Raw genomic sequence first — 23783 nt, 5'->3', positions numbered from 1 at the left:
GGGGGAAATAATGGCAGATAAATTTGAAAACTTGGATATTTCGCAAGCACCTTATTATGATACGAACTTAAATAACGATTATACGCAAGTTCTTTTTAGACCAGGAACACCACTTCAAAATAGAGATTTAAACGAAATTCAATCCACATCAAAAAGAATAGTTAAAGGAGTTGCAGACTGTTTCCTTAAAGACGGAGACATCAAGAGTGGTGCACAAATAATCATTGAAAGTATTGAAGGTAGCATTGAAAAAGATATCACTATCACAGATGGAAAAATCTATATCAACGGGATTGTAAGAGATTTCAAAAGTCAAAAAGTTAGAATAAAGGGAAAAGGCCTTGAATCAGTTGGAGTAAGACTATCAACTAAAGCGGTAAAATACACCGATGATAATAGGCTTGTATCTCCAGCAAGTGGATTACCAGCCTTTGGATTACCTAGTTCAGACAGACTTGAAGAAACTCTAATCTTAACAGCTAACGATGATAAGGCAACAGCTATATACCTATTGCAAGATGGAGAGTTAGTAACAAATAATAAAAAAGAAGATGACACAATGTACAACAAGTTATTAGCACTACTTGCTAGACGTACATTTGATGAATCAGGACACTATAAAGTTAGAGGATTAGAGCTATCTCAAAAGGCACAACAAGATGAAAACAACTTATACCTCAACTTATCCATTGGTAAAGCTTATGTAAATGGTTGGGAAATAGAAAAGCAAACAGCAACTACTATTCCAATTCCTAGAGCTAAAGCTACAAGGTCAATAGTTGCAGAACCTAAGATATATCAAAGTGGAAATAAAAAATACGCATTAAACAATAATCCGGTATCTAAAATCGACAGATTAATTTCAGTTATTAAGGTATCTACAAGGCTGACAAGACAAGGTTCAGTAAATGGTACAGACCCTATACCTAGCCAGTACACACCAGTAGCCGAAGTTTTATCAATCAAACAATCAAATACAAGTACTAATTACACTAAGAACGTTGACTACGTATTAGAATCAGATACTATTAGATGGTTAAATGGTGGAAAGCAACCCGATTTAGGTTCAACTTATGAAATTGAATTCAACTACAATAAAACAATGATACCTAGTAAAGATTACAAGCTAACAGTAGATAACGGGCAATATTACGTAGAACTACTTAATGGAGATACACCAGTAGAACGAAGTCAAATGCTTATAGACTACACTTTTTATCTTCACTATATAGCTAGTATTACTTTAGATGAAAAAGGTATTTTAAGAGCAGTTCCAGGACAATCAGATACAGAGGACAAGATAGCACCACCGGATATTACAGACCAGGCGGTATTATTACTTGGATATGTTCACGTAGCACCAGTTAATGATACTCTAAAGATTAGAAATTCAAGAAATATTAGGTCAGATATGGATAGAATTCAAAAAATGTTCGAAAGAATCGAAGATATGGAAGTAAATCAAGCTATTACAGACCTAGACAAAGAAGCATTAGAGGGAGAAGATGCAACACAACTTAAAGGTATTTTTACAGATGGATTTTTAGGATTTACAAAATCAGACATCAATCACCCTAAATATAATGCAAGTATCGATGTAGCAAACAACGAATTGACACTTGGGTATAAGCTAAATACTAATAAGTTGAGTATTGACAAAGACAATTCAAAAAACTATTCAGCGTACAACAGAATTGTTACAGCTTTAGGGGAAGAAAAAGCAGGAGACAAACAGCCTTTCGCAACTAGAGCACACAGAATCAATCCTTATACAGTATTCCCTCAAACACCTAGCATAGACATATATCCTAGAGTGGATAATTGGATTGAAACAAACAATATAACACTAAGAGAAAATGGCGGAACTACAGTATCTTATAACTCAATTAGAGATGGTAATAATAGCAGCCCAAATAGAGAAGCTAGAAGATGGTACGAATGGAGACAGTCAGGCACTACCTCATCTACTACTTCAAGTTCATATACAACTACAGATACCAGTACTAAGGTAACAGATTCAGCTATAGAGTACATGAGACCAATCGAAATAAAGGTCACTGGTTCAAGATTTTTCCCTAGACAAGATAACATTAGAGTAATATTTAACGATATTCCAGTAGACGTCACACCTGAATCATCAACATACAAAGGCTCTAATGGTTCGCTAATGGCAGATACTAATGGAGTCGTTAAAGGTAAATTCACCATTCCTAATAATGTTAGATGCGGTACTGTAAATGTAAAAATTTATGCAGAGGAATTTCCAAAACTAGTTGGAGATACACCTTTCATAGCTAATGGTACATTAAAGACAACTACAACAACTTATACAACTAGAACGCACACAACTTATACAACAGTATATAGCACTAAGTGGACCGAAGTATATGTAGACCCAGTAGCTCAAACTTTTTCAGTATTAACAGACCAAATGCTAACTTCAATAGGACTTTACTTTGCATCTAAAGACAATAAGCACGACTTAAGAGTGCAGATAAGAAAATGTGACAACGGATATCCTAGTGAAGAAATTTTATCAGAAACAGTAGTAGGATATAACGACATTAAAATTAGTAACGACAGTTCAGTTCAAACTCTCATAAAGTTCGATGACCCTATCTATTTAAAGGCCAATGAACAATATGCAGTTACTGTTTTATCCAACTCACCTACAGCTAGTATCTATGTACAAGAACTAGGTAAGAAAGATTTAATTACCAATAAAATAGTCTTAGAAAATCCATATGTACCAGGTATGATGTTCGAATCTTCTAATGCTATAGCTTGGAGTGCTAAGCAAGACTTTAACCTTAAATTTGACCTTTATATCAATGATTATACTAGGAAGTCAACTATCTATTTTAACTCAATTAAAGGGGTAGAATACGATGGAATAAAGCTTTTAGCAGATACATCAGTGCCTTTAGATTGTACGCTTAAATGGGAATATTCAATAGATGAATCTAAAACTTGGTTACCACTTGCAATAGAAAATCATGTAGACCTATTAAAGAAAATTAACAATGTTACAGTTAGAGCAAAAATGACAACTAAAGGAAATGTATCTCCAGCAATAGCACTAGATAGCTTACTACTTCTTGGAACTTTAAACAGTCCATCAAGTACTTATGTATCACGAAATATTGTTACTGATGCTAAGTATACAAGTGTAAAGGTAATAGCCGATGTTTATGCACCTAGTGGAGCAGGAGTTGTATTCTACTACGCTACAGATAGAGATGGTAATACTTGGAAAAAACTTACTCAAAATGGTGATGGAAAAGTTAAAAAAGTAGGTGGATATATCGAATACACTTATACAGCTAACGAATCAAGTGGAGTTAATAACTTTAGAGTTAGAGTGGACCTAACAACTAATAATCCGGCAGTTAGACCTACTGTTAGAAGATTAAAATGTATTGTAAAGTAGGCGAATATGAGTTATAGAGTAGATGCAGTAGGAGCTTTAATCTTTAAACCTAAAGACGAAGATAAACCTACTATAGAAAGCTTGAATAAAGAAGTGGTTGAGTTAAGAACGGAAGTAGAATTATTAAAAAATGAATTAAAAGAGATTAAGAAGATAGTTAATAAGCTATCTTCTTTTTAATTAGGTGATTAAATGGAAAAATTAAAAGGCCATTCATATTTAGTTGAAATCATTAGTAGAATCAATGAAATAGTTGAAGAGATTAACAACAATAAAGAGGTTTACGAAACATTAAAGCCTAACATCAAAGAAAAAATTAATTATTCAATAAAAAATACTGATATTCCTAAAGAAATACCAATTCTTGTAATGGGAATGTATAAGATTGAGATGTTAGCAGATATTGGAACTGTAAATATAGACCTATTCAGTAATGGAAAAACAACAAATATTTCACTAAATCCTCAAAGAAAAACTCTAGATGATGTATTTCTTTTAAAGGGCGACAAGATAATTATTAGACAAAGTAACATCAATAGTGAATCTAGCATAAAGATAAATCTTGAAAAGAACATTGTAGAATCCTTTATGGACCAATACAAGTTGTCTAAAAGTAACATCGCAACTATGCAAGGCATATCAGATGAATCTAAAGAAATATTAGAGACTATAAAGAAACAAATAGAAGAATTTAACTATAAATTAAACATTGAGAGTGCATCTAGTGAGGACTTAAAAAGCTTACTTAATATACTAGGGTAGGTGATTTAATGGAGAAACTTTTTAATATAAAAGTAGACGTAAAAAACAACAGCGGAGTTTACAGTGGATTAGTCCAATACGACAACAAAACAAGCATTATATATATTAAGTTAGTTGAAAATCTAAGGGAAATAACAATAGGAAAACACGAAGATATATATTGCTTAATTAAAAGACCAGACAAGGTAAAAATAAAACTACCTTGCGAAGTTTCAAAAGATAAAAAAGTATTAAAGGTAGTCTTGACAGATTCAGTATTATCAGTACCCGGCATATGCGAATGTGAAATCAAAATAATTAATGGCGACACCGTTTTTACAAGCGGTGATTTTTATTTAGAAATAAGAGAAACATTAGCAAGTGGAGTATGTGGAAATATAGTTACTAATCCATTCTTACCTAACATTCAAGGGCCACAAGGACCACCAGGACCGCCTGGGAGAGATGGTAAAGATGGCAAAGATGGGAAAACGCCAATAGTAGGTATAGACTTCTTTAGAGAAGACGACCAAAAGAAGATGCTAGAAGATATAAACATTAGACCGATTGAAGAGGGAGAAATCCTAAAACTATTTTAGAGGGGGAAACAAATGGCAAAATTTCTTGATTTACAAGGATTACAACAACTAATAGGACTTATTAAAGAAAGATTCGTACAAGTGGAAAGCGGAAAAGGACTATCAGAAAATAACTTTACAAATGAAGAAAAACAAAAACTTTCGACCTTAAAAACTTATAACGTAGCAACTAGTGAAGAGCCTGGACTATTATCAAGTGCTAACCTAAATAAGATTAATGGACTTGAAGATGGTGCTGAAAAGAACGTAATTACAAAGATTAAGAGAAACGGAACACTACTTAATATTTCAGGTACAGAAGTAAATATTCAAGTACCTACAAAGTTATCGGAATTAGTTAATGACAATTCTTTTATTAATGAAACTAAGGTTAAAACATTAATTAATGATGCTAGACACATGAAAAAGGAAATATTAGCGACTAGACCATCTACCGGTGAAGAAAATGTAATTTATCTAGTAGGCCCTAAAGGAAGTGGAAACAACATTTACGAAGAATGGTTATACATTAATAGTAAGTGGGAGAAAATAGGAGATACAGACACTAGAGTTGATTTAACTGGCTATCTAAAAGAGGAAGATATTAAGACAATTACCAATACTGAAATTAACGAAGCAATGGGTAGCTGATTATGAAGATATTAGACTATAACGGCTTAAAACAGCTGATAATTAAGATTAAAGAATTGCTAGATAAAAAGGCTGATACAAGTTCTATACCTACCAATTTATCGCAATTAAGAGAAGATAGTACGCATAGACTAGTTACAGATTCAGAAAAATCTACTTGGAATAATAAACTTTCTAGTCTATCAGGGAAAGATATATCAAGAGCAAAAACTGATGGTTATAACACCTCTAACGTTTGGCAATCAATAGATACACAAAGAGATTTAGAGGATTGGATAGGGGATTTTGATAAAAGAACTAGAGAAAATAAAAGTAGTGTATCTTCTTTAGATTCAAACATCTCTACTAAGTTAAATAATAAAGTAGATAAAATAAGTGGAAAGGCTCTATCTTCAAACGACTATACAAATGCAGATAAAACTAAATTATCCAATCTAAAAGAACAGATAATTTTAACAGAATCTCAATATAATGCTTTATCTACTTCTCAAAAGAATGATGAAAGCAAAATTTATTTTATAAAAGAGTGATTTTATGAATAGTAAAAATATAAAAGATATAAAAATTAATGGAAATATTAATAAAGTTTTATGCAAAAATGACGTCGTTTGGGAGTATCCATTTAAAAATTTCTACTATCTATTTGACGAGAAAAATATAATTGATAATGGGTATTACACTATGAACCCTGGTTACCCAATAAGATTTAACAGTAATGAACGTTTCTTTTGTATTAAACCAGTGCTTTTGCCAGAATATTTAGATTATTCCACTTTAAAAATAAATGCTATCCAATACCCTAACACAAATGATATTTTCAGATTTAAAAGTATTGATAGAAAAGAAAGCATTTACTTTGGATTGCAAGATACGATGAGTTCCAGTTTTATAAATAATATGAAAAACAAACTAGCGACACAGCCACAATGGTATCTCGCTTTGGAAGTGCATAAAAGTCTATTAAGCACAAAAAAATTAATTGATGCTTATATTACCATTAGTTTAACAAGTAAATACAGTAGATAGTAGGTGAAACATGAAAATAGATAATAATATTAAAAGAATAACCTCTACAAACGCTGATATTAAGCGAATTGTGAGTGGGGGGGGTATTCTGTGGGAGAAATTGTATTTATGGAAAAGGTACGAGAAAAAGGCGATTTATAGAAGAATAACTAAAAGAGCAATAGGTTTCATTCGTGATGTTGAAAATAATAACAACATAGATTACTACTATGAAACTTGTAAATTAATTGGTAATAAAATTATTTTAAATAATGAAGTAAGTAAAAACTATGTAGAATCTGTTGATACTGGTACATTTTACTATGAGCATGATGGCAAGTTCTATAAATATAGAAGATATTATCTTGGTGGATTTGGAGTAGATACTTATACAGAAGAAATAGGTATTACAAACGAGGAAGAACAAGTATTTTCTCATTATTCAAAAGGAAAATTCTTAAATCTAATTAAACATCAAAACATAAACCAATATCCTCATAGTGGATTCCAGGGAGATTATTATTATGAATTCATAAGATAAAAAAGGAGAATATAAATGGCAAAAAAAATAAATAAAATAGCTTATAATGGCGTAGTTTACGAGATTGGGGGGGGGGTATTGGATTATCAAGTCTTTGAGGGTAGTGGATATATAATTCATGCGAGGAAACTTGATAATAAGTACGCAGAAGTCATAGTCAATACTAATCCTGAAGAGTTGCGTTCTTATAGAATGAATCTTAATCTTAAATCCAGTTTAATTCCGAAGGAGACAACCTGCGAGTATAAGTTCTACAACGCTAAAGATTCTAGCCATACAAAATATCCTAATACTGTTATAATAACCGATTTAGGAGAAATACAAATATTAATACAAGACTCTAGATGTGCCATAATGGCATCAATAGTATATAGAACTCGATAAGAGGTGACATATTGAAAATATATAATTATATAGATGATGGTGAACGTTCAGAATTAACCATTATTTATAAAAACAACACTTGCAATAAAGTGAATATAATAAGCAAAAACAGACAAAAAGACGACATTTTAAAAGATGCTTACATTTTATCTAAAGCTTTACCTAAAGAAGAATTTAAAGGTAATTCAGAACTCATAGAGGAATATGAATTACCTAGACCAGTGGAAACTAATATGGAAGTAGATTTTTATAATTTAACTGGCAAAGTCTATGACCAGTACGGAGATATAATCAATAAAACAATAGAGTTTAAAGTAGATGGAACGGAAAAGGCAAGAATTGAAAATAATAAATTAGTAACAGAGGAGGTCGATAAAGAGACTTCCTTTTTTATTGTAGCTAAATGTGGAGACTTGATACAAAAGGAAGAAAGATATTTATATCCTAAACCTAAGGAAGAGCCTAGACCTCAAATATCAGAAACAGAAAAGTTGGAATTAAAAATAAAAGCGATAGAAGAACAAGGAGCATTTAGAGACGACTTAATACAAGAAATGGCAACTATAGTTTATGGAAGTCTAGAAACAATTCCGCCTGAAGCTACTAATACAGATTCACCCACTACTTAATGAGGTGATTTTATGAAAGGGCTAATTAATTTTATTAATTGGATAAAACTTTATTTTAAAGGGGGTGAAACCATGATGGCAATGTTTTTTGCACAAAGAATTATTCTTGAAAAATGCACATATGCACAAGTACCTAAGGTATTAAAAGCTAGAGTAAAAGAAATCCTAGTTGATTCAGGACTTGGCTTCTTAACAGAAGAAAAAGAAAATAAGTAAGGGATTGGAGCTATCGAAAGGTAGCTCCCTACTTATTTAAAATTGAAAATAATAATTACATTTTATATAGATTTAAAAGAGGAATTTATGAAAATAGATAATAAAATAAAAAGAATAACCTCTTCAAACGTTGATATTAAGCGAATTGTTAATGGGGGGGGTATTCTATGGGAGAAAATTATTTGGTTAAAATCTAATTGTGAATATAGAGTTTATAGCGATTCAATCATGAGTACCAGTTATGGGGCAAAAACATTAGTGGATAGGCCATGGAAAACAGCAGAATTTAAAATAGATTTGAATTTTGCTAGGATATATGCCGTAAAGGAGATTACATTAATGACACCTAGTGCGGTTGATGGTTCTTATGGTGTACAATACTTAGATTTTAAAGTAAAAAGTAATATTTTTAGAATTGAATGCGATAGAACAATTAAAAAAAATAATTCCATAATTATAACTTTAGGTAAGAATTTACAAAATACTTATGGAAATGTAGCTAATGCTTTAGATTTACATTATAGAATTATTGAATGAAAATGAGGTGAGAGATGGCAAACGAAAAATTTATAACCTTTATGATAGAAAAAGGCTTGTCAATGGCTCTATCTATCGTAGTTATATATGCAGTAATAACTCTAATACAAAAGTCACCTAAGATTATATCAGAATTTTTAGATGCTTTTAGAGCGAATATAAAGGCAATGGAAAACAGTACCGAAGTTATAAAGGACACGAAGGAGATGCACAACAGAATGGATAAAAAGATAGACGACATTCAAAGAACCATCGAAGAATTAAAACACGTCCTTGTAACGGTACAAAGTGACAACGAAGTATGCAAAAGGGAATTACTGGATAAAATAGAAAAACTTTATGAAGAAGTTGAAGATTTAAAGAAAGGTCCTAAGAATTTATAGGAGTTGATTTAAATGAAATTTAAGTATAGGCCTATCAGCAACAAAAAACAGATAGGAAAAAAAAGAAGTTACGACGACATTAAATATATTGTTATCCACGATACTGGAAATAGTTCTAAGGGTGCAGATGCAGAAAATCACTTAAGATATCTTAATGGAGCAACTAGATACGGGTCAGCACACTACTATCTTGATGATAAAGAGATTATTCAAACTATAGGAGATTCGTTCGTGGCTTGGTCTATAGGTGATAAGTGGGGATATGCTAACAATCCTAATAGGATTAAAAATGCATATAATAGCAACAGTATAAGCATAGAATTATGTATAAATAGCGATATAGACCAGGAAAAAGCATATAAGAATTTAGTTGAATTAACTAAAAACCTAATGGTTAAGTTTAAAGTTCCAATAGAAAGAGTGATTAGGCACTTCGATGCAACTGGAAAAATTTGTCCTGGTAGCTGGAGTAAAAACAATTGGTCTAAGTGGTGGCAATTTAAAGAGGATATTAAAAAACCTATAGAATGGCAAATAGACTTATCTAAAGATTCAGAATTTGGAACATTAGAATCTAATAAAATATCTAAGGTGAAAGAGGAAAAGAAGATGGAGAAAGACTATAAAGGACATTGGGCAGAAAAACAGATTGACGAGGTCCTAAAAAAAGAAATAATGACTGGATTCGATGATGGAACTTTCAGACCTGATAAAGAAATAACTAGAGCAGAAGTTGCAGTAGTCGTTAGCAGATTATTAAAAAAAAACTAAATAATGAGACTAAGTTCTATGAAAAGGGAAATTTCTATGTAATAGAGACAGACCCTTTAAACATAAGAATTAATTTCATAGCTGGTAGAACACTATCACAATGCAAAAGAGATTTTGCTATTAACGGAACATTCTTCGATACTAAAAATCCACAAAATAAAGATAGTATATGGCAGATAGCAGTGCAAGACAATGTAGCTTTAGGTGGCAATTCTCACACTAATAATTATGGCGGTGCTAGAAAAGGTACAATGGTATGTTTTGAAGATGGTGGCGTAATCATGGATAGATTTAATAATCTTGCAGAAATACAAAAGCTAGGAAAAGTAAAATGGGCGATAGGTGGCAATGCACTTTATCCGGACTATAACCTAAAGTTAGAGCAAGCAATGGCAGATATATCGAGGTATGCACCACACACAATGATTGCATACACTAAAGACAGAAAAATCTTATTGCTAATAACTAAAGAGAATCGAACATTAACTGATGCGAGAAACGACCTATTAAAAGAATTTAGACTTTATAGTGCTCTTAATCTAGATGGTGGCGGCTCTACAGCTATGGTGGCAGAAGGAAGAGTTATTAAAGACCAAAGAAGAAGATTAAATACGATAGTTAGTGTAATTTAAAAGGCAGATGTTATGAAACTAAGTATAAAATTTAAGCCTAGGTGCGATGAAAGACCATGGCTTATAGTAAGAGAAAATGGCGAGTATGAACAGCATGCTCACCTTAAATCTAAAAAAGATGCTTTAAAAGTAAGAAATATAATCGATAGATGGGTCTATCCATATTGTAAAGATTATAAGATAGCGGTACAAAGACTACTAACAGAAGAAGAATTTAAAAGTTTAGATAAAAAACAACGATACTTTAATCCGCAAAAAGGTATAAGATGAAAAAGTTAAATAAGTTTATTAAAATTTTAAAGGGCAAATATCCTTACGATATATTTTGTCTAAAGAAAGATAATGGATTTTATGTAGTTCTAATGAAGAATAGAGAACTAATAAACGATAAGACTTTCGAAGAGTATTTTTATAAATCGGCATTCGATTTATTTGGAGAGTATTCATATAGAATTTATCCATGTTTAGACTATTTAGAAGAAATTAAGTAAATAATCTATTTCATCAAAAATATAAGCATACTTTTATATTACTTAAAAATAAAAATGTGAATTTGGGGGCATTTTAAAAGCACCACCTTTAAAGTAAGTGAATTACAGTATTACAAGCATTTAAGAAAGGAAAATACTATGGAACTTAACTATTTTGAAATTATACAAGCAATTACAGTTATTATTGGAGCAATAGCAGTATATATTTTTGCATCACTAAATCAAAAATATGGAAAACAAAATGTAGACCACGTTTTACAATATGTTAGAATCGGAGTTAAAGCAGTAGAACAACTAGGAGCAGTTAACGGTTGGAATGGAGAAGAGAAAAAACAACAGGCACTAGATTATATTGTTAAGACTTTAAATTCTAAAGGCATTAAGATTTCTAAAAAAGATTTAAATATGATGATTGAATCAGTCGTAGCAGAATTTAATAAGAACAGATAGAGAAATGGCCTAGGTTAATCCCTAGGCTTTATTTTTTTGCACTAATATTTCAATTTATTTTAAAAAACTTCTTGACACTCTATATACGCTTAGCGTATAATAAAGATGTAAGAAAAAGACATTTGAAATATAGAAGGAGAATATTATGAAAACTTATCAAGAGTACAAGAAAATCAAGAATGAACAATGGAACAAATTACCAGTATTTTATGGATATAGTATGGAACAAATCAAAGAACAAATGAAACAACGAAATATCGATAGTTTTGACAAGATAACAAGGATATACGCTGGCACTTATTGTTTAAAAGAAGACGTGGACTTAATCCACAACTTCTTAGCTAACGATGAATTAGACGACCTAATGAAAGACTTTGATTTTGCTAAAGATGCATTTTATTACGAAATGGGAAATCACGAATATGAAATAAACACTTATCAAGGCAATTACGACGTTCTATCTTGCTTTTTCGATGTAGAATACGAAGACGACGACTACGACTATTCATTATACTTTAAACAATTAAATCTTAATGATTCTACAAAGAACGCTTATAGAGCAGCAAGAATTGAATATCTTAGAAATAGAGAATGGGAGATATGAATATGAAATATATTTATGGAATGAGAGCAAGAGGATTCAGCTTAGGGACTTTCCCTAAGTATGGATTCTATGAATTAGTAGAAGACAGAAAAGTCCTAGACTTAGAATCTACTAGAGACTATCACGATTATTTGATATATGACAGAAAGTTAACTGACGAAGAAGTATATCAATATGAATTAGATTTTATAAAAGAAATTTAGGGGGTAAATATGAAATCAATAGCACAAAAAAGTAAATATTATGTAGGAAATGAAATGGAAACAATTTTAGAAAATGTAAGCAAATCTGCCAAGGATTTTTTAGAAAATCTTGAAGAACGAAGTCACACAGAAAGACAAAATAGAGAAAATTTTTATAAAACTATAATTGAGGATATATCACATTTACCAGTAGAAAAAGTCAAATACGATAGATTCAATGAAACTTATAAAGTAACGTGGAAGTGGGATTTCAAACCGCTAACTATAAATGTTTTAGCTGACAGCATACAAGCCTGTACATCGGATATTATTATTCAAACTATTAAATATTTAGAAAATGAAACCACAAAACTAAAAAATATAAAAGATTATATAAAAGAAATTTAAAAAAACACTTGCATCCTATATACGCTTAGCGTACAATATAATTGTAAGGAAAATAATGGTATATATAAAGACAATAATTTTAGAAATATAGGAGATGGATTATGGTAGTAAATGATTCAGTTTACAGTAAAGCGTACGGAGAATTAAACGATAAAATTGAAAGTATAAGCAATAAGATTAGTCTAAACGAAACTAGCAGAAACCCAATAGAGTTAAAAATCTCTATTGCAGGAGTTAGCAAGCTAACAGCAGATGAAGCATTAAAACTAGCAAAGGACTTAGAAACAATATCTAATCTAGTTAAGAATTTTACTTATAATGGATATTTAATAAAATACGACATTTAATAGACTATAAAAGCCTAGGTTAAATCTAGGCTTATTTTTGAAAGGGGATATTATGGCAGAAGAAAGAAAACTTAAGACGTCACCAGCACAAGCTAAGGCAAGGGATAAATGGGATAGTAAAAACAAAGAGAATAAAAAGAGAAGAACATACAAAAGTGGCTGCAAGAACTATATTTTAAAATTAGCGGACCAGCAAGACCTAGAAGAGGTGGAAAGCTGGATAGAAGAAGCAAGAAAAAAATTTTAAAAAACTTCAAAAAAAGACTTGTATTTTATATACGCTTAGCGTACAATATAGTTGTAAAGAAGAGAAAAGAAATATTAGTAATATAAATAGGAGAAAATATGAGAAGAGTAACAATAACATTAGATTTTGAAGAAGTTGTATCAGACGAAGAACTAGAAGAAGTTATATCACAAATAAGACAAGCTATGTATGATTATGGTGATGTTAATGTTATAGATGAAGAAGAAATCTAACAGAAAGTAAAATAAAAAAACATCAAAATACAGGAGTAAATTATATGAAAGAATTAGAATTAGTAAAAGAAAAAATCAATAAATTTTTCGGAAGTGCACTAACAGATAAAGAAATGGCAAAACTAGTTAAGACTAGTCCTGACATGATAACATCACTTAGAAATAGAGACATAGAAGATATTAATTTCGGCTATATTGAAGATATATATTCAGCAATAGCTAATTACGACAATACTATAAAACAACAGTCACAAAACTACTTAGAAAAGCTTAAAAATGGCGAAGAAAAGGTCTTTTATATTAAAGACAAGTACAACATCAAAACAAACAAAGAAACTCAAAATAAGCACAGTCTTTATAGATATAAAAGCGGTGATGAATATTATTATGGAGTATATAGCGATGATGTATCAGCTAAAGGTCAAGTAGACAGTAGAAAAAATACAGACGAAGAAATCCTAAAAGCTATTGAAAAAGAAATTTGGGGCTGTACAGTAGAAGAAAATGTACAACGTTAGAATCTTAAAAAATCAAGTAGTATGGGAAACTGACAAGGCCTTTCTTGTTAAGTTTCCCAAAACTAGATGGAAATTCTGGGTAGGTAAAAAATTGATGCAACCTAATCAAAATTCCTACATTATGATGGTTTGGGATAATATGAAAATTAAACTCATTTCAGCTGCAGGCAATAGCAAAGAGATAACAAGCGATGATTTTTTAGAACAATATGGATTCGATTTAGATAACGATGTAATAGAAGATTTGGAAGATGATTAAATCCTAGGGTAAACCTAGGATATTTTTATGTAACAAAAAGGTCTTTATTATCGAAACAATAAAGACCTAGCTTAAAAATAAGCAAAACTAAATAACTAACCAACTGAACAAAACTAGTTGATTTAACTAAATGGTATGTTATCACTTAATCATTATTTTGTCTAGTTATTTTACCTCTTGCAGAGCTTAATTTCACAAGGTCGTTAGTTGAGTACTTAGAAAATGCAGCCCTTATATTATCATCGGTTACATATTTTTCTCTTTGTTCATCAACGAATTGTTTTAATTTTTGAGAAAAATTAGTTGAAAAAGAGATAAATCTAAAAGCCTTTAATTTTCCATTTCGACAATCAATTAGTTCTATTAGACAAGAATAACCTAATCCATCTTCAAGTTCATCTAATATAATATCAGGATTCTTATTTATATTATAAGGACAGTCAATATAACTTTGCGAACCGAATTTAAACAGCAAAAATATAACATCTTCCACAACTGTAATCCTATATTGAATATCACCCTTACTAATATCTTCAATCTCATTTTTAGTAGGATTTTTATATAGCAAAGTTAAAGTACTACCATATTCTCCAATCTGAAATCTTGCACCCTCATGATATCCTATGTATTTTTCGACAACATCTCCAATTTTCTTAATTTCCATTATAAATACCTCCTGATAAATTATAACATAAATGTTAATAAAAATACTTGCATTATATCTACTCTTAGAGTATAATAATAATTGTAAGAAACATAGATGAAATATAGAGTTCAAAGGAGTAAATTATGAGCAACAAATACTACAAATACGAATTTGATGGAATTTTTAAATGCGGTCACAAGGGAACAATTAAACAAGGTGGATATACAAGAGATTACGCAGAAAGCATAGCATCTAAAGAATTTAAAGATAATGTTTGTCCTGATTGTATAGAAAAAGAAAAGCAAGCACAATATAAAAAAGAAGCTGATATAGCAGAAGAAAACGCTAAGAAGTTAGGATTCCCTGATTTAGAAGGTACTGACAAACAAGTGCAATGGGCACTAAATATTAGAAAAGAACTATCAGAAAAAGCTCAAAACATAATAGATAATGCAGAAGATAAAGAGCTTAGGTATCTAAAACAAATATATAAAGATTATTTCTACGAAGATGATGATTCTTTAAAAATTAGAGTTGATTTAAGAGAATCCTTAGAAGAACTTTTAAAAGAAAAAACTAGCAGTACATTCTTTATTAACTATAACTGGAAAATCAAAAATTTAAATACTGAAGCTATTATTGTAATTACTAAAGATTTTCTACCTAAAATTAAAAATAAAATTGAAAAAGAGAAAGAAGAAAAAGCAAGAGAAGAAGAACTAAAAAGAGACCAAACAATACACCCTGAAAATTATAATGAGACTGATATTTTAATAAAAGCTGATGATTATATAAAAATAAGAACACCACAATACAAAGTAGCAATGGTAACGATACGTGAATATGGTTATAAATGGGATAATCCTTATTGGGTAAAGAAAATAACACAATTTACAGAAGCTACAGAAGATAGAATAGCTGAAATAGCTAATAAACTTTTAGCGGAAGGTTATGGAGTTAGGTTTATGATTGACAACTATAAGCGAGTACAAGATTTAGCCATAAACGGATATTTTAAACAAGAAAACACTAGATGGATATTTTATAATAGTAAATTTGAATTATTACAAATTGTTTTAAATTGGGAAGATGACCTATACGAAGAAGCTAAAAGAATACCTGATGCTAGATGGTTAAAAGGTACTGGAATGTTAGTTCCTTTAAAAAGTTATAAAGAGGTCTTGGATTTTGCTGATTTATATGATTATAAAATAAGTCCTGCTGCAAAAGAAGAGATTGAAATAAAAATGAACGAAATTGAAAAAACTAAGATTAATGTAGTAGAAAAAGAACAATTCGACAAAAATAAAAAATTAAAAGAAATATTAAATAGCAAGAGTGACTTATTAGATGATTTAAAGGACAATTGATTATGATAAGCACTAAAACGGAACTACTTCCACATCAAAAAACTGGATATGATAAATTAATTAAGTTAAAAGTTGGTGCTCTGTATATGGGAATGGGAACTGGTAAAACTAGAACAGCTATAGAGCTTATAAAAGATAGATTTAATAAAAATAAAGTGAATTACGTTATTTGGTTTTGTCCTTGCTCTGTTAAGAAAAATCTAGAAATGGATATTAAAAAACACTCTAGCGGTCTTATAGAAAACACTTCTATTATTGGAATTGAATCCATCTCCATGAGTGATAAAACTTTTTTAGAAACATTGAATTTAGTACAGTTTTACGATTGCTACCTAGTTGTAGATGAAAGTAATTTAGTTAAGAATCATAATGCTTTGAGAACTAAAAGGATAACGGCTTTATCAGAAGTATGTAAGTATAAACTAATTTTAAACGGTACACCAGTTACAAGAAATGAAGCTGACCTGTACAGTCAATGGTGCATATTAGACAAAAGAATATTTGGTTACAGAACTTTCTATTCCTTTGCTGCCAACCACCTTGAATATGATGATTATGGACGTGTAAGACGTGTTTTAAATGTAAATTACCTTACAGACAAAATAGCTCCATATAGCTATGAAATTAGTAAGGAAAAGTGTTTGGATTTGCCTAAGAAAGTAACAGAAGATTTCTGGTTTAGTTTGACTGATGAACAAGATGAACATTATAGAGAAGTTCTAATGGAGATGACATCTCTTGTTAACGAGTGGTCGGAAGCGACTATTTATAGGTTGTTGAACGCAATGCAACTTATAACAGCAGGAAGATATATTTATAATTTAACAGATGTAGTATTAGATGATGCAAAAATCAAACACAGTTCTTATTTTAAAAATATAGAAGAGAATCCTAGAATGGAAATGCTGGAATATATTTTAGACAAAATTGATAACAAGGTAATTGTTTGGTGCAAATACCATTTTGAGATAGAAGATATTAAAAAATTATTGAGCAAAAGAGGTCTTAAATATACAGAATTGCATGGAAAAATAACGTTAAAACAAAGAGAAAAAAACTTGTACGATTTTGAGCATAACAAAGATATTAAAGTGCTAATAGGTAATAAAACAACTGGTGGATATGGTTTAAATCTACAGTTTTGCAACGAGATGATATATTACAATCCCGATTTTGACTGGGGAACTGCTAAACAATCCGAAGATAGAATCCATAGGATAGGACAAGATAGACAATGCTACTACTACAACATTTATTCTAATACTGGAATAGATAATTTAATAAAGAACTGCTTAGAAAGAAAAGAAAATTTAGAAGCACATATAAGAAGCATGTTAAACAAAAAGAACATTTTGGAGGTCTTAGAAAATGATAAGAATAGGACTGGGGATAAGACAGAAAGAGAAACTAATAAAAGAATATTTAGGAAAAAATGATATAAGAGATGTTTTTGTCTTATATTCAGAAAAATATCATCAAAAATTAAATATAGGACGTGAATATGAAGAAATTGAATATAACGAATGGGAAATGTATAGAACCTTTTACCCTATGATAGAAAAGGTCAGACCTGATAGCTTAATAATAGTAAATGAAGCTCTAAGAACTACAAATTATCAAGATTTGAAAGTAAATTGTGCTACAGTATGGATTAATCAAACACCACATAGAATAATATTTAATACACTACCATTTATAGATAACAAGGAAGATTTTAGAATCTTGCAAAAGTTAGACCAAGGCATGAAGCAAGTTGAAAAATTTGATTACGTACAGTTACAATTACAAGACATTAGAATTAAGCCTTATAAGATTAAATTAGAAGTTATAGAAATGATAAAAACTACCTATAAACAAAAAGTTAGTTACGATAAATTAAGGGATAAATTAGCATTAGAAATTGAAGAGAATGCAAATAAAGACCCTAATAACTTACCTAGAAGATTACAGTTAAAAGCTGGAGATTATAAAAAGTCTAGTATCAAGGAAGATTTGTTTTATATTGCAAGGAATGGAAGATTTAAACTAGACAACGTAGAGACTTATCAAAATTTTGATAAAAACAAGAATCACATAATTATTGATTTACCAACATCGAGAATGAATTTAGTTGATTATATTATAGACACTAAAACTAATAAGCTTGAGTATATAAGCACCGATTTATCTATTGATACTTATATGGTTAATGAGTTTAGCAAATGGAAAGGTAGGTTAGATGCGTTTTATGCTAAGGCAAATTTATATTAATTCTGACGTATTAACAGAAACTAAAAAGAGAATATCCAAGCTGTTTGACGACTGGGATAATATTATATGTTCTGTATCAGGTGGCAAAGATAGCACTGTAGCTTGCCATTTAGCTTTACAAGAAGCAGTCAAAAGAAATAGAAGAATTGGAATATTTTTCTTAGATGAAGAAGTTGTATATGACAGTACAGTAAAACAAATAAGATATCTGATGAATATGTACCCTGAAAATACTATAAAATATTGGTTGCAAATACAATTTAATCTAACTAATGCAACGTCCATGATGGAAACACAGTTAAAATGTTGGGAAGAAGGAAAATCTAAAATCTGGATGCGACCTAAAGAACCTGATAGTATAAAGCATAAACCGTGGGATTCTAAAACAGAAACAATTAGAGACAAAAATAAAGGATTTGGATTTTATGACGCATTAGAAAATTTCCAAAGAACTAAAGAAAATACTTGTTTTATATTGGGACTTAGAGCGACTGAATCTCCTAATAGAATGAGAGCAGTAATGAAGAACCCTGGATATGAAGATGTATATTGGACTACAAAAACTGAAAAGGGAGTAAATGCTTATCCATTGTATGACTGGAATTTCCACGACATTTGGAAATATATTTACGATAATGAACTTAAATATTCTAAAATTTATGATTACCAACACAAAAAAGGATTGGGACTGCAAGAGATTAGGGTATCGTCTTTGATACATGAAAAATCCTTTAAAGCGTTGGTCGACTTACCAGAGTTCGAGCCTAAGACTTATGATAGGTTGTTAAAACGTATAGATGGAATTTCTGTAGGTAATTTATACGGTAAAGACCCTAAACTATTAAAGGTTAGAAAACTACCTAAGAACTTTAAAAACTGGATTGAGTATAGAGATTTTTTAATGGAAACATATCCTGACCCTACAAAGAAACCGATATTTGAGAAGAGGTTTAAGAAACATTTAAACAATAACTACGTAGCAAGGCAACAATGCAGACAATTAATCCTAAACGATTATGAAAACAACTTAACAATAGATAATAAAGAAGACCCTAGACAAAAAACACTAGATAAATGGAGAGCGATATTATGAGTAAAAGAATACTAGATACACCTTACGGAAAGTTTGAAATAGAAAAAGCACCAGAGATTGAAATTAAAGGTGGAGAAAAACTGAAACTACCAGTTATGACACCTATAATAGTGCCTACAGAATCCATAGTAGCTAATACTTACAATCCTAACCATGTAGACCCACAAAACATGGATTTATTAAAGACTTCTATTGTTGATAATGGATTTACATTTGCAATAGTTACAATATGGGACGAAGAGCAAGAAAAGTTTGTAATTATAGACGGATTCCACAGATTTACTATCTTAAAAGATGTATTGGAATGTAAAGAAATTCCTATAGTAGTTCTAGAGCATGATATGGTTAAAAGAATGAGTGCTACAGTACAATTTAACAGAGCTAGAGGAGTACACCAAGTTGAGTTAATGGGCGACCTTGTAAAATCAATGTTTGACCAAGGTGCTGATGATGAACAAATTGCACATATGCTAGGTATGGAGCTAGAAGAAGTATTTAGGCTTAAACAAATAACTGGAATTGCTTATCTTTTTAGAAATCAGCCTTATAGCAAGTCCTGGGAAATGCAAGAGGTGGAACAATGACAAAATGGAATTATGGAGATGCTTATTTAAAGTATCCTTTAGGAGATGAACCTTATACTTTTAAAGATGGTTCTATTGTTAAGGTGCATGATATATTTAATCCTATACCTGATTTTATGTATAAAGCAGATGTTATTTTTGTAGACCCTCCATGGAATCAGGGAAACATGACTAGTTTTTACACTAAAGCAGATAAGACTAATCCATTTAAATATGATAGTTTTTATAAAAGATTATTTGAGTGCATAAAAGAGGTTAGACCAAGAATAGCATTTGTTGAAGTTGGTAAAGAATATTTACCTTATTTTATTGAGGAAATGAAGAAGATATACAAGAAGGTTACTTTTTATAACAGTAAGTATTACAACAATAATAAGAACCTATGTTATATAGTACAAGGTGCAGATAAGTATAAGAATCTAAAACTAGATGGAATGGACGAAGAAAAAATAATTGAATGGATATGCACTAATATAGATTATGAGTGCATAGGTGATTTTTGTATGGGACGTGGACTAGTAGGAATGTATAGTTATTTGAATAATAAAAAGTTTGTTGGTACGGAGTTAAATCACAAAAGGTTGTCAGTACTGTTAGAGAGAATTGATAATATAGAAAGGGAAATATAACTTAATGGAAGAGAAGGAAAAATTGAAAACTTCACCCGCTCAAGCAAGAGCGAGAAACAAATGGGACAGAAATAACAAAGAGCGTAAAAAGATAGCTAGTTATAAAAGTGCGGCCAAAAATTTTATACTTAAATATTCCAAAGAAGAAGACCTTCAAGAACTTGAAAAGTGGATTGAAGAAAGAAGAATAAATTTATAAAAAAGTCTTGCATTATATCTACTCTTAGAGTATAATAAAAACAGATAGAGAAAACATTTGAAATATAGAATAGGAGTTGGATTATGACATATCTTAACTATTACAGAGATTACAAGGGCAAAAGATTAGTACCAAAGGATATTGATTTTATTAATGTAGGAGAAGCTCAAAGAGTCTATATAGACAAAATTAATATGGATTCATACCCTGGATATAAATTTTTAGGAGCTTATGTAACATATAGGAATCTTTCATTCGATAGGCTAAGTATAAGAATGATGTTAGCCTTAGAAACACCAACAGGCTTTATAAATTACGATGATTGCACTATAAAAATTGGAGACTATGAAATAGATTCTATTAGTGAAAAAGATTTAGAACGTTTTGTAAGTAAAAAAGAACACATTGCAAAATTGAAAAAAAATGAACATAATGCTAAGCACTACGGATATTTTAAGATATATTTACAATCAGCAAACAATATTGGTGGGGCACGTGGATTTGGAATTCGTGATTTAGAAAAAAAAGAATTATTAGATTTTCTGGTTATAACAGATTATGAAAGTAGAATGAATATCCTAGATGCAATTGAGTTATTAGTAGATTTTGAAAATAAGGCACAAGAACAGTTTAGAAAAGAAAATGGAGTATTACACCAATATTGGAGATTAGAAGAAGAAAATTGGAAAAATAGACCGGAAATGTATTATGTAGATAACGTAAATCCTATACAACTTAGAAACATTATCGGAATAAGCATGTTTAACTTTTATGCAGATGAAAACGGGAGATTATACGTAACAGATAAAGGAACTTATGAGCTAGTACAAAAAGCTAATGAACTGATGTTATTTTATGTAGATTTCTTAGATAGAAATTCTGATAACAAAGAGCTTATAGATGAGTTTAAGAATTTTTTCTTCGATACCATAAGCGAAAGATTAACAATTTATGGAAAAAGATATTTACAGTATAGGGTAGGAATGGAAAAAATAATCTATAACAAGTATAAATGAGGAGTATACCATGAAAAATACTAATCTTGATAAAAATCTATTAATAGATTACGTACATTATGAATCAAATTCAGAACTATTTAAAATGGAATTAAATGATAGTTTACTACTGAAGTTATGGAGTAATGCAATTTATAAATTAAAACCTGCATTGCTACGAAGCGTAGATTACGATATAGATATTGTCACTACTATAAGCCTTATTAGACTAACATTAGCAACAGTTAAAACATTAGATAAAGATATAGATGTCGAAAAATATATAATTAAAGATGAATCAAGTAAAGAAAGTATAGCAAAATTATTTTGGAATGGACTTAATGCTGCATATAATAAAGATTATGCTAACTTAGCCAATATCGCCATTAAAGTTAAAAATAAATCCGGCGATGCAGGTTTTCTACATTCTCTAGATTTTGATGATAATGAGGTTTTAGAAGATTATAGCTATCTTATGTCTTTAATAGGTCAAGGGACTCAAGAAAGAAATGATTTTGTAACTAGGTTCTTTAGACAACAATATGAGGATTCTGATAAGAAAAATATACCTTTAGAATTTAAACTACAACTACTGAATAATGTATTGCGAGATGATAAGATAACGACAAATGATTTACTAGGACTTGAATGATATATAAGTTATAATTAGAGATAATTATATATTCAATCTCTAATTATAACCCTTTTATTTTATAGCCAACTTTTAGCCAACTTTTATTATATAGTTAGTGCGAATATGAGTATTTTACGGTACTGTGGGATTTATGGTGCAAAGTCCCTTCTCCTGCACCAAAATAATCAAAAGAAAAAGACTGTGCAAGGCAGTCTTTTTTAATTTATATTGATTAATTCTCTTTTTATAATAAATTCTAGTAATTCTTTTTCATTTTCAAAGATATGATTCTTATAATATAAAATCAAAATCTTATCGGGACTTTTCAAATTACTTTTATTTTTAATATTTCCAAAATAATTTTTCATTACAAAGTAACAGTTGTCGTCTTTATCATAAGGCAAGTCTCTTGTGTTAATTCTAACAGTAAATTCTTCTCCTAAATTAATTGTATAAAATTCATTAGTGTTAAAATATTCATCTATATAATTTGAAGTACCAGAAATCTCTAATGTATTTCCTATTAGATTCACTTCACAAATTTTAAATTTATATGAAGGTATTTCTAAAGTCAGTTTATCTTCTAATTCATATAAAATCTTCTCATGTAAACTCATCAAGTTTTCTATATTATCTAAATTATTTTCAGAAACTTTATCTATATTTTCAGATTTACCTTCTACAAAATTTTTAAAATAAATATGATTTTTTATTCCCTTAATTAATTTATCTTCACTTACTACATCAAAATTTCTAAGAAGATAATTAATTGCGAAAGAGTCTAGTTTAAATATATAATTATATTTCTTGACTAGGTTTTGTAAATCAATTACTTTTATATCAATTTTATCCCCAATGTAAAATTCATACTTTTCATTTAAAAAGGGCAAATCAAAAGATTTTCCAGAGAATGTTATGAATTCTTTATCTTTGCAGATTTTATAGAATTCTTTTATAATTTTTTCCTCTTCTTTTAAGTTTTCAATTGAAAGGTTTATAACTTCATCGCTATATTCTAAGATAAAACTAATTGATATTATTTGATCTTTATCCCTTGACAGTCCCGATGTTTCTATTTTAAAGTAATTGTAATTTGATTTTAAATTTAGTTTTCTATGTAAAATTTTCATATTTTCACCTTTGATA

37 protein-coding genes are annotated in these 23783 nt (G+C 29.9%); 35 read left to right on the top strand and 2 right to left on the bottom strand.

Translation table 11 applies throughout. The features are described from left to right. Nucleotides 1-10: 10 nt before the first annotated feature. From KQI68_RS06555 to KQI68_RS06435, 26 genes are all read left to right on the top strand, one after another. Nucleotides 11-3430: a DUF4815 domain-containing protein gene (locus tag KQI68_RS06555; protein ID WP_216549330.1), complete on the top strand. Its 3420-nt coding sequence runs from the start codon at nt 11-13 to the stop codon at nt 3428-3430. Nucleotides 3431-3436: 6 nt separating this feature from the next. Next, nucleotides 3437-3610 (top strand): hypothetical protein, encoded by a 174-nt coding sequence (locus KQI68_RS06550; RefSeq protein WP_216549329.1) that lies wholly within the window; start codon nt 3437-3439, stop codon nt 3608-3610. Between the two features lie 12 nt (nt 3611-3622). After that, nucleotides 3623-4192 carry a hypothetical protein gene (locus KQI68_RS06545; RefSeq protein ID WP_216549328.1) on the top strand — a complete coding sequence of 190 codons (570 nt, stop codon included), beginning with the start codon at nt 3623-3625 and terminating at the stop codon, nt 4190-4192. Nucleotides 4193-4200: 8 nt separating this feature from the next. Then, nucleotides 4201-4770 (top strand): BppU family phage baseplate upper protein, encoded by a 570-nt coding sequence (locus tag KQI68_RS06540; protein ID WP_216549327.1) that lies wholly within the window; start codon nt 4201-4203, stop codon nt 4768-4770. A gap of 12 nt (nt 4771-4782) precedes the next feature. After that, complete coding sequence (locus tag KQI68_RS06535) at nt 4783-5400, top strand: hypothetical protein (protein WP_216549326.1); 618 nt, start codon at nt 4783-4785, stop codon at nt 5398-5400. A 56-nt stretch (nt 5401-5456) separates the two neighbouring features. Beyond that, entirely contained in the window at nt 5457-5930 is a 474-nt protein-coding gene (locus KQI68_RS06530; protein ID WP_216549325.1) for a hypothetical protein, read from the top strand. A gap of 4 nt (nt 5931-5934) precedes the next feature. Continuing rightward, nucleotides 5935-6426 carry a hypothetical protein gene (locus tag KQI68_RS06525; protein ID WP_216549324.1) on the top strand — a complete coding sequence of 164 codons (492 nt, stop codon included), beginning with the start codon at nt 5935-5937 and terminating at the stop codon, nt 6424-6426. Nucleotides 6427-6526: 100 nt separating this feature from the next. Next, nucleotides 6527-6946 carry a hypothetical protein gene (locus KQI68_RS06520; protein WP_216549323.1) on the top strand — a complete coding sequence of 140 codons (420 nt, stop codon included), beginning with the start codon at nt 6527-6529 and terminating at the stop codon, nt 6944-6946. 78 nt (nt 6947-7024) lie between these two features. Beyond that, complete coding sequence (locus KQI68_RS06515) at nt 7025-7330, top strand: hypothetical protein (protein WP_216549322.1); 306 nt, start codon at nt 7025-7027, stop codon at nt 7328-7330. Nucleotides 7331-7341: 11 nt separating this feature from the next. Continuing rightward, the gene (locus KQI68_RS06510) at nt 7342-7959 is read left to right on the top strand and encodes a hypothetical protein (RefSeq protein WP_216549321.1); all 618 of its coding nucleotides are present in this window, start codon (nt 7342-7344) and stop codon (nt 7957-7959) included. Between the two features lie 72 nt (nt 7960-8031). Beyond that, complete coding sequence (locus KQI68_RS06505; protein WP_216549320.1) at nt 8032-8175, top strand: CD1375 family protein; 144 nt, start codon at nt 8032-8034, stop codon at nt 8173-8175. Between the two features lie 87 nt (nt 8176-8262). After that, the gene (locus KQI68_RS06500; protein ID WP_216549319.1) at nt 8263-8712 is read left to right on the top strand and encodes a hypothetical protein; all 450 of its coding nucleotides are present in this window, start codon (nt 8263-8265) and stop codon (nt 8710-8712) included. A 14-nt stretch (nt 8713-8726) separates the two neighbouring features. After that, on the top strand, nt 8727-9095 hold the full coding sequence (locus KQI68_RS06495) for a hypothetical protein (protein WP_216549318.1): 369 nt from the start codon (nt 8727-8729) through the stop codon (nt 9093-9095). Between the two features lie 12 nt (nt 9096-9107). Beyond that, a complete protein-coding gene (locus KQI68_RS06490) occupies nt 9108-9866 on the top strand; it encodes an N-acetylmuramoyl-L-alanine amidase (protein WP_216549317.1) in 759 nt (252 codons plus the stop codon). Further along, a complete protein-coding gene (locus tag KQI68_RS06485) occupies nt 9848-10498 on the top strand; it encodes a phosphodiester glycosidase family protein (RefSeq protein ID WP_216549517.1) in 651 nt (216 codons plus the stop codon). The genes KQI68_RS06490 and KQI68_RS06485 overlap by 19 nt, the downstream gene beginning before the upstream one ends. Nucleotides 10499-10510: 12 nt before the next feature. Further along, nucleotides 10511-10768: a hypothetical protein gene (locus KQI68_RS06480; RefSeq protein WP_216549316.1), complete on the top strand. Its 258-nt coding sequence runs from the start codon at nt 10511-10513 to the stop codon at nt 10766-10768. Then, nucleotides 10765-10989, top strand: a complete 225-nt coding sequence (locus KQI68_RS06475; protein WP_216549315.1) for a hypothetical protein — start codon at nt 10765-10767, stop codon at nt 10987-10989. Before KQI68_RS06480 ends, KQI68_RS06475 begins: the two co-directional genes overlap by 4 nt. A gap of 138 nt (nt 10990-11127) precedes the next feature. Further along, nucleotides 11128-11439: a phage holin, LLH family gene (locus KQI68_RS06470; protein WP_216549314.1), complete on the top strand. Its 312-nt coding sequence runs from the start codon at nt 11128-11130 to the stop codon at nt 11437-11439. A gap of 145 nt (nt 11440-11584) precedes the next feature. Beyond that, nucleotides 11585-12043 carry a DUF7659 family protein gene (locus KQI68_RS06465; RefSeq protein WP_216549313.1) on the top strand — a complete coding sequence of 153 codons (459 nt, stop codon included), beginning with the start codon at nt 11585-11587 and terminating at the stop codon, nt 12041-12043. A gap of 2 nt (nt 12044-12045) precedes the next feature. After that, entirely contained in the window at nt 12046-12246 is a 201-nt protein-coding gene (locus KQI68_RS06460; RefSeq protein WP_216549312.1) for a defense against restriction DarA-related protein, read from the top strand. A gap of 9 nt (nt 12247-12255) precedes the next feature. Further along, the gene (locus KQI68_RS06455; RefSeq protein WP_216549311.1) at nt 12256-12633 is read left to right on the top strand and encodes a hypothetical protein; all 378 of its coding nucleotides are present in this window, start codon (nt 12256-12258) and stop codon (nt 12631-12633) included. Nucleotides 12634-12734: 101 nt separating this feature from the next. Beyond that, a complete protein-coding gene (locus KQI68_RS06450) occupies nt 12735-12980 on the top strand; it encodes a hypothetical protein (RefSeq protein WP_216549310.1) in 246 nt (81 codons plus the stop codon). A gap of 52 nt (nt 12981-13032) precedes the next feature. After that, entirely contained in the window at nt 13033-13227 is a 195-nt protein-coding gene (locus KQI68_RS06445; protein WP_216549309.1) for a hypothetical protein, read from the top strand. Nucleotides 13228-13325: 98 nt separating this feature from the next. Continuing rightward, nucleotides 13326-13460, top strand: coding sequence for a hypothetical protein (locus KQI68_RS10435; protein ID WP_281422244.1), 135 nt, complete (start codon nt 13326-13328; stop codon nt 13458-13460). 44 nt (nt 13461-13504) lie between these two features. Next, complete coding sequence (locus tag KQI68_RS06440; RefSeq protein ID WP_216549308.1) at nt 13505-13978, top strand: hypothetical protein; 474 nt, start codon at nt 13505-13507, stop codon at nt 13976-13978. Further along, nucleotides 13965-14237, top strand: coding sequence for a hypothetical protein (locus tag KQI68_RS06435; RefSeq protein ID WP_216549307.1), 273 nt, complete (start codon nt 13965-13967; stop codon nt 14235-14237). Before KQI68_RS06440 ends, KQI68_RS06435 begins: the two co-directional genes overlap by 14 nt. Nucleotides 14238-14382: 145 nt before the next feature. On the opposite strand, the gene KQI68_RS06430 is transcribed toward KQI68_RS06435, so the two are convergent. Beyond that, nucleotides 14383-14901 (bottom strand): hypothetical protein, encoded by a 519-nt coding sequence (locus KQI68_RS06430; RefSeq protein ID WP_216549306.1) that lies wholly within the window; start codon nt 14899-14901, stop codon nt 14383-14385. Between the two features lie 125 nt (nt 14902-15026). Here KQI68_RS06430 and KQI68_RS06425 point away from each other — a divergent pair, with 125 nt between their 5' ends. The 9 genes from KQI68_RS06425 (at nt 15027) to KQI68_RS06385 (ending at nt 22655) form a co-directional block, all read left to right on the top strand. Next, nucleotides 15027-16253, top strand: coding sequence for a hypothetical protein (locus tag KQI68_RS06425; RefSeq protein ID WP_216549305.1), 1227 nt, complete (start codon nt 15027-15029; stop codon nt 16251-16253). A gap of 2 nt (nt 16254-16255) precedes the next feature. Then, on the top strand, nt 16256-17689 hold the full coding sequence (locus tag KQI68_RS06420) for a DEAD/DEAH box helicase (RefSeq protein ID WP_216549304.1): 1434 nt from the start codon (nt 16256-16258) through the stop codon (nt 17687-17689). Further along, nucleotides 17622-18503 (top strand): hypothetical protein, encoded by an 882-nt coding sequence (locus KQI68_RS06415; protein WP_216549303.1) that lies wholly within the window; start codon nt 17622-17624, stop codon nt 18501-18503. The genes KQI68_RS06420 and KQI68_RS06415 overlap by 68 nt, the downstream gene beginning before the upstream one ends. Next, the gene (locus tag KQI68_RS06410; RefSeq protein ID WP_216549302.1) at nt 18481-19596 is read left to right on the top strand and encodes a phosphoadenosine phosphosulfate reductase domain-containing protein; all 1116 of its coding nucleotides are present in this window, start codon (nt 18481-18483) and stop codon (nt 19594-19596) included. The genes KQI68_RS06415 and KQI68_RS06410 overlap by 23 nt, the downstream gene beginning before the upstream one ends. Next, the gene (locus KQI68_RS06405) at nt 19593-20180 is read left to right on the top strand and encodes an IbrB-like domain-containing protein (protein ID WP_216549301.1); all 588 of its coding nucleotides are present in this window, start codon (nt 19593-19595) and stop codon (nt 20178-20180) included. Before KQI68_RS06410 ends, KQI68_RS06405 begins: the two co-directional genes overlap by 4 nt. Next, on the top strand, nt 20177-20809 hold the full coding sequence (locus tag KQI68_RS06400; RefSeq protein WP_216549300.1) for a class I SAM-dependent methyltransferase: 633 nt from the start codon (nt 20177-20179) through the stop codon (nt 20807-20809). The genes KQI68_RS06405 and KQI68_RS06400 overlap by 4 nt, the downstream gene beginning before the upstream one ends. A 4-nt stretch (nt 20810-20813) precedes the next feature. Continuing rightward, entirely contained in the window at nt 20814-21008 is a 195-nt protein-coding gene (locus tag KQI68_RS06395) for a hypothetical protein (RefSeq protein WP_216549299.1), read from the top strand. Nucleotides 21009-21091: 83 nt separating this feature from the next. Further along, entirely contained in the window at nt 21092-22024 is a 933-nt protein-coding gene (locus KQI68_RS06390; protein WP_216549298.1) for a hypothetical protein, read from the top strand. A gap of 10 nt (nt 22025-22034) precedes the next feature. Then, nucleotides 22035-22655, top strand: coding sequence for a hypothetical protein (locus KQI68_RS06385; RefSeq protein WP_216549297.1), 621 nt, complete (start codon nt 22035-22037; stop codon nt 22653-22655). 200 nt (nt 22656-22855) lie between these two features. Here the strand turns inward: KQI68_RS06385 and KQI68_RS06380 are convergent, their stop codons facing one another. Further along, entirely contained in the window at nt 22856-23767 is a 912-nt protein-coding gene (locus KQI68_RS06380; protein ID WP_216549296.1) for a ribonuclease H-like domain-containing protein, read from the bottom strand. Between the last annotated feature and the right edge of the window lie 16 nt (nt 23768-23783).

This window comes from Peptoniphilus ovalis (assembly GCF_018919265.1).
GTDB lineage: Bacteria > Bacillota > Clostridia > Tissierellales > Peptoniphilaceae > Peptoniphilus_A > Peptoniphilus_A ovalis.
The sequence above is the reverse complement of the archived record's forward strand: the minus strand, read 5'-3'. Positions and strand labels throughout refer to the sequence as shown.

Bases quoted from the DNA above. Each gene is read 5' to 3' on its own strand.
- KQI68_RS06415 (WP_216549303.1), top strand. From the start codon at position 17,622: ATGATAAGAATAGGACTGGGGATAAGACAGAAAGAGAAACTAATAAAA.
- KQI68_RS06500 (WP_216549319.1), top strand. From the start codon at position 8,263: ATGAAAATAGATAATAAAATAAAAAGAATAACCTCTTCAAACGTTGAT.
- KQI68_RS06495 (WP_216549318.1), top strand. From the start codon at position 8,727: ATGGCAAACGAAAAATTTATAACCTTTATGATAGAAAAAGGCTTGTCA.
- KQI68_RS06430 (WP_216549306.1), bottom strand. From the start codon at position 14,901: ATGGAAATTAAGAAAATTGGAGATGTTGTCGAAAAATACATAGGATAT.
- KQI68_RS06460 (WP_216549312.1), top strand. From the start codon at position 12,046: ATGAAATATATTTATGGAATGAGAGCAAGAGGATTCAGCTTAGGGACT.
- KQI68_RS06480 (WP_216549316.1), top strand. From the start codon at position 10,511: ATGAAACTAAGTATAAAATTTAAGCCTAGGTGCGATGAAAGACCATGG.
- KQI68_RS06465 (WP_216549313.1), top strand. From the start codon at position 11,585: ATGAAAACTTATCAAGAGTACAAGAAAATCAAGAATGAACAATGGAAC.
- KQI68_RS06550 (WP_216549329.1), top strand. From the start codon at position 3,437: ATGAGTTATAGAGTAGATGCAGTAGGAGCTTTAATCTTTAAACCTAAA.
- KQI68_RS06525 (WP_216549324.1), top strand. From the start codon at position 5,935: ATGAATAGTAAAAATATAAAAGATATAAAAATTAATGGAAATATTAAT.
- KQI68_RS06445 (WP_216549309.1), top strand. From the start codon at position 13,033: ATGGCAGAAGAAAGAAAACTTAAGACGTCACCAGCACAAGCTAAGGCA.
- KQI68_RS06455 (WP_216549311.1), top strand. From the start codon at position 12,256: ATGAAATCAATAGCACAAAAAAGTAAATATTATGTAGGAAATGAAATG.
- KQI68_RS06435 (WP_216549307.1), top strand. From the start codon at position 13,965: ATGTACAACGTTAGAATCTTAAAAAATCAAGTAGTATGGGAAACTGAC.
- KQI68_RS06400 (WP_216549300.1), top strand. From the start codon at position 20,177: ATGACAAAATGGAATTATGGAGATGCTTATTTAAAGTATCCTTTAGGA.
- KQI68_RS06555 (WP_216549330.1), top strand. From the start codon at position 11: ATGGCAGATAAATTTGAAAACTTGGATATTTCGCAAGCACCTTATTAT.
- KQI68_RS06490 (WP_216549317.1), top strand. From the start codon at position 9,108: ATGAAATTTAAGTATAGGCCTATCAGCAACAAAAAACAGATAGGAAAA.
- KQI68_RS06545 (WP_216549328.1), top strand. From the start codon at position 3,623: ATGGAAAAATTAAAAGGCCATTCATATTTAGTTGAAATCATTAGTAGA.
- KQI68_RS06395 (WP_216549299.1), top strand. From the start codon at position 20,814: ATGGAAGAGAAGGAAAAATTGAAAACTTCACCCGCTCAAGCAAGAGCG.
- KQI68_RS06420 (WP_216549304.1), top strand. From the start codon at position 16,256: ATGATAAGCACTAAAACGGAACTACTTCCACATCAAAAAACTGGATAT.
- KQI68_RS06470 (WP_216549314.1), top strand. From the start codon at position 11,128: ATGGAACTTAACTATTTTGAAATTATACAAGCAATTACAGTTATTATT.
- KQI68_RS06380 (WP_216549296.1), bottom strand. From the start codon at position 23,767: ATGAAAATTTTACATAGAAAACTAAATTTAAAATCAAATTACAATTAC.
- KQI68_RS06440 (WP_216549308.1), top strand. From the start codon at position 13,505: ATGAAAGAATTAGAATTAGTAAAAGAAAAAATCAATAAATTTTTCGGA.
- KQI68_RS06405 (WP_216549301.1), top strand. From the start codon at position 19,593: ATGAGTAAAAGAATACTAGATACACCTTACGGAAAGTTTGAAATAGAA.
- KQI68_RS06425 (WP_216549305.1), top strand. From the start codon at position 15,027: ATGAGCAACAAATACTACAAATACGAATTTGATGGAATTTTTAAATGC.
- KQI68_RS06410 (WP_216549302.1), top strand. From the start codon at position 18,481: ATGCTAAGGCAAATTTATATTAATTCTGACGTATTAACAGAAACTAAA.
- KQI68_RS10435 (WP_281422244.1), top strand. From the start codon at position 13,326: ATGAGAAGAGTAACAATAACATTAGATTTTGAAGAAGTTGTATCAGAC.
- KQI68_RS06540 (WP_216549327.1), top strand. From the start codon at position 4,201: ATGGAGAAACTTTTTAATATAAAAGTAGACGTAAAAAACAACAGCGGA.
- KQI68_RS06450 (WP_216549310.1), top strand. From the start codon at position 12,735: ATGGTAGTAAATGATTCAGTTTACAGTAAAGCGTACGGAGAATTAAAC.
- KQI68_RS06505 (WP_216549320.1), top strand. From the start codon at position 8,032: ATGATGGCAATGTTTTTTGCACAAAGAATTATTCTTGAAAAATGCACA.
- KQI68_RS06535 (WP_216549326.1), top strand. From the start codon at position 4,783: ATGGCAAAATTTCTTGATTTACAAGGATTACAACAACTAATAGGACTT.
- KQI68_RS06390 (WP_216549298.1), top strand. From the start codon at position 21,092: ATGACATATCTTAACTATTACAGAGATTACAAGGGCAAAAGATTAGTA.
- KQI68_RS06385 (WP_216549297.1), top strand. From the start codon at position 22,035: ATGAAAAATACTAATCTTGATAAAAATCTATTAATAGATTACGTACAT.
- KQI68_RS06475 (WP_216549315.1), top strand. From the start codon at position 10,765: ATGAAAAAGTTAAATAAGTTTATTAAAATTTTAAAGGGCAAATATCCT.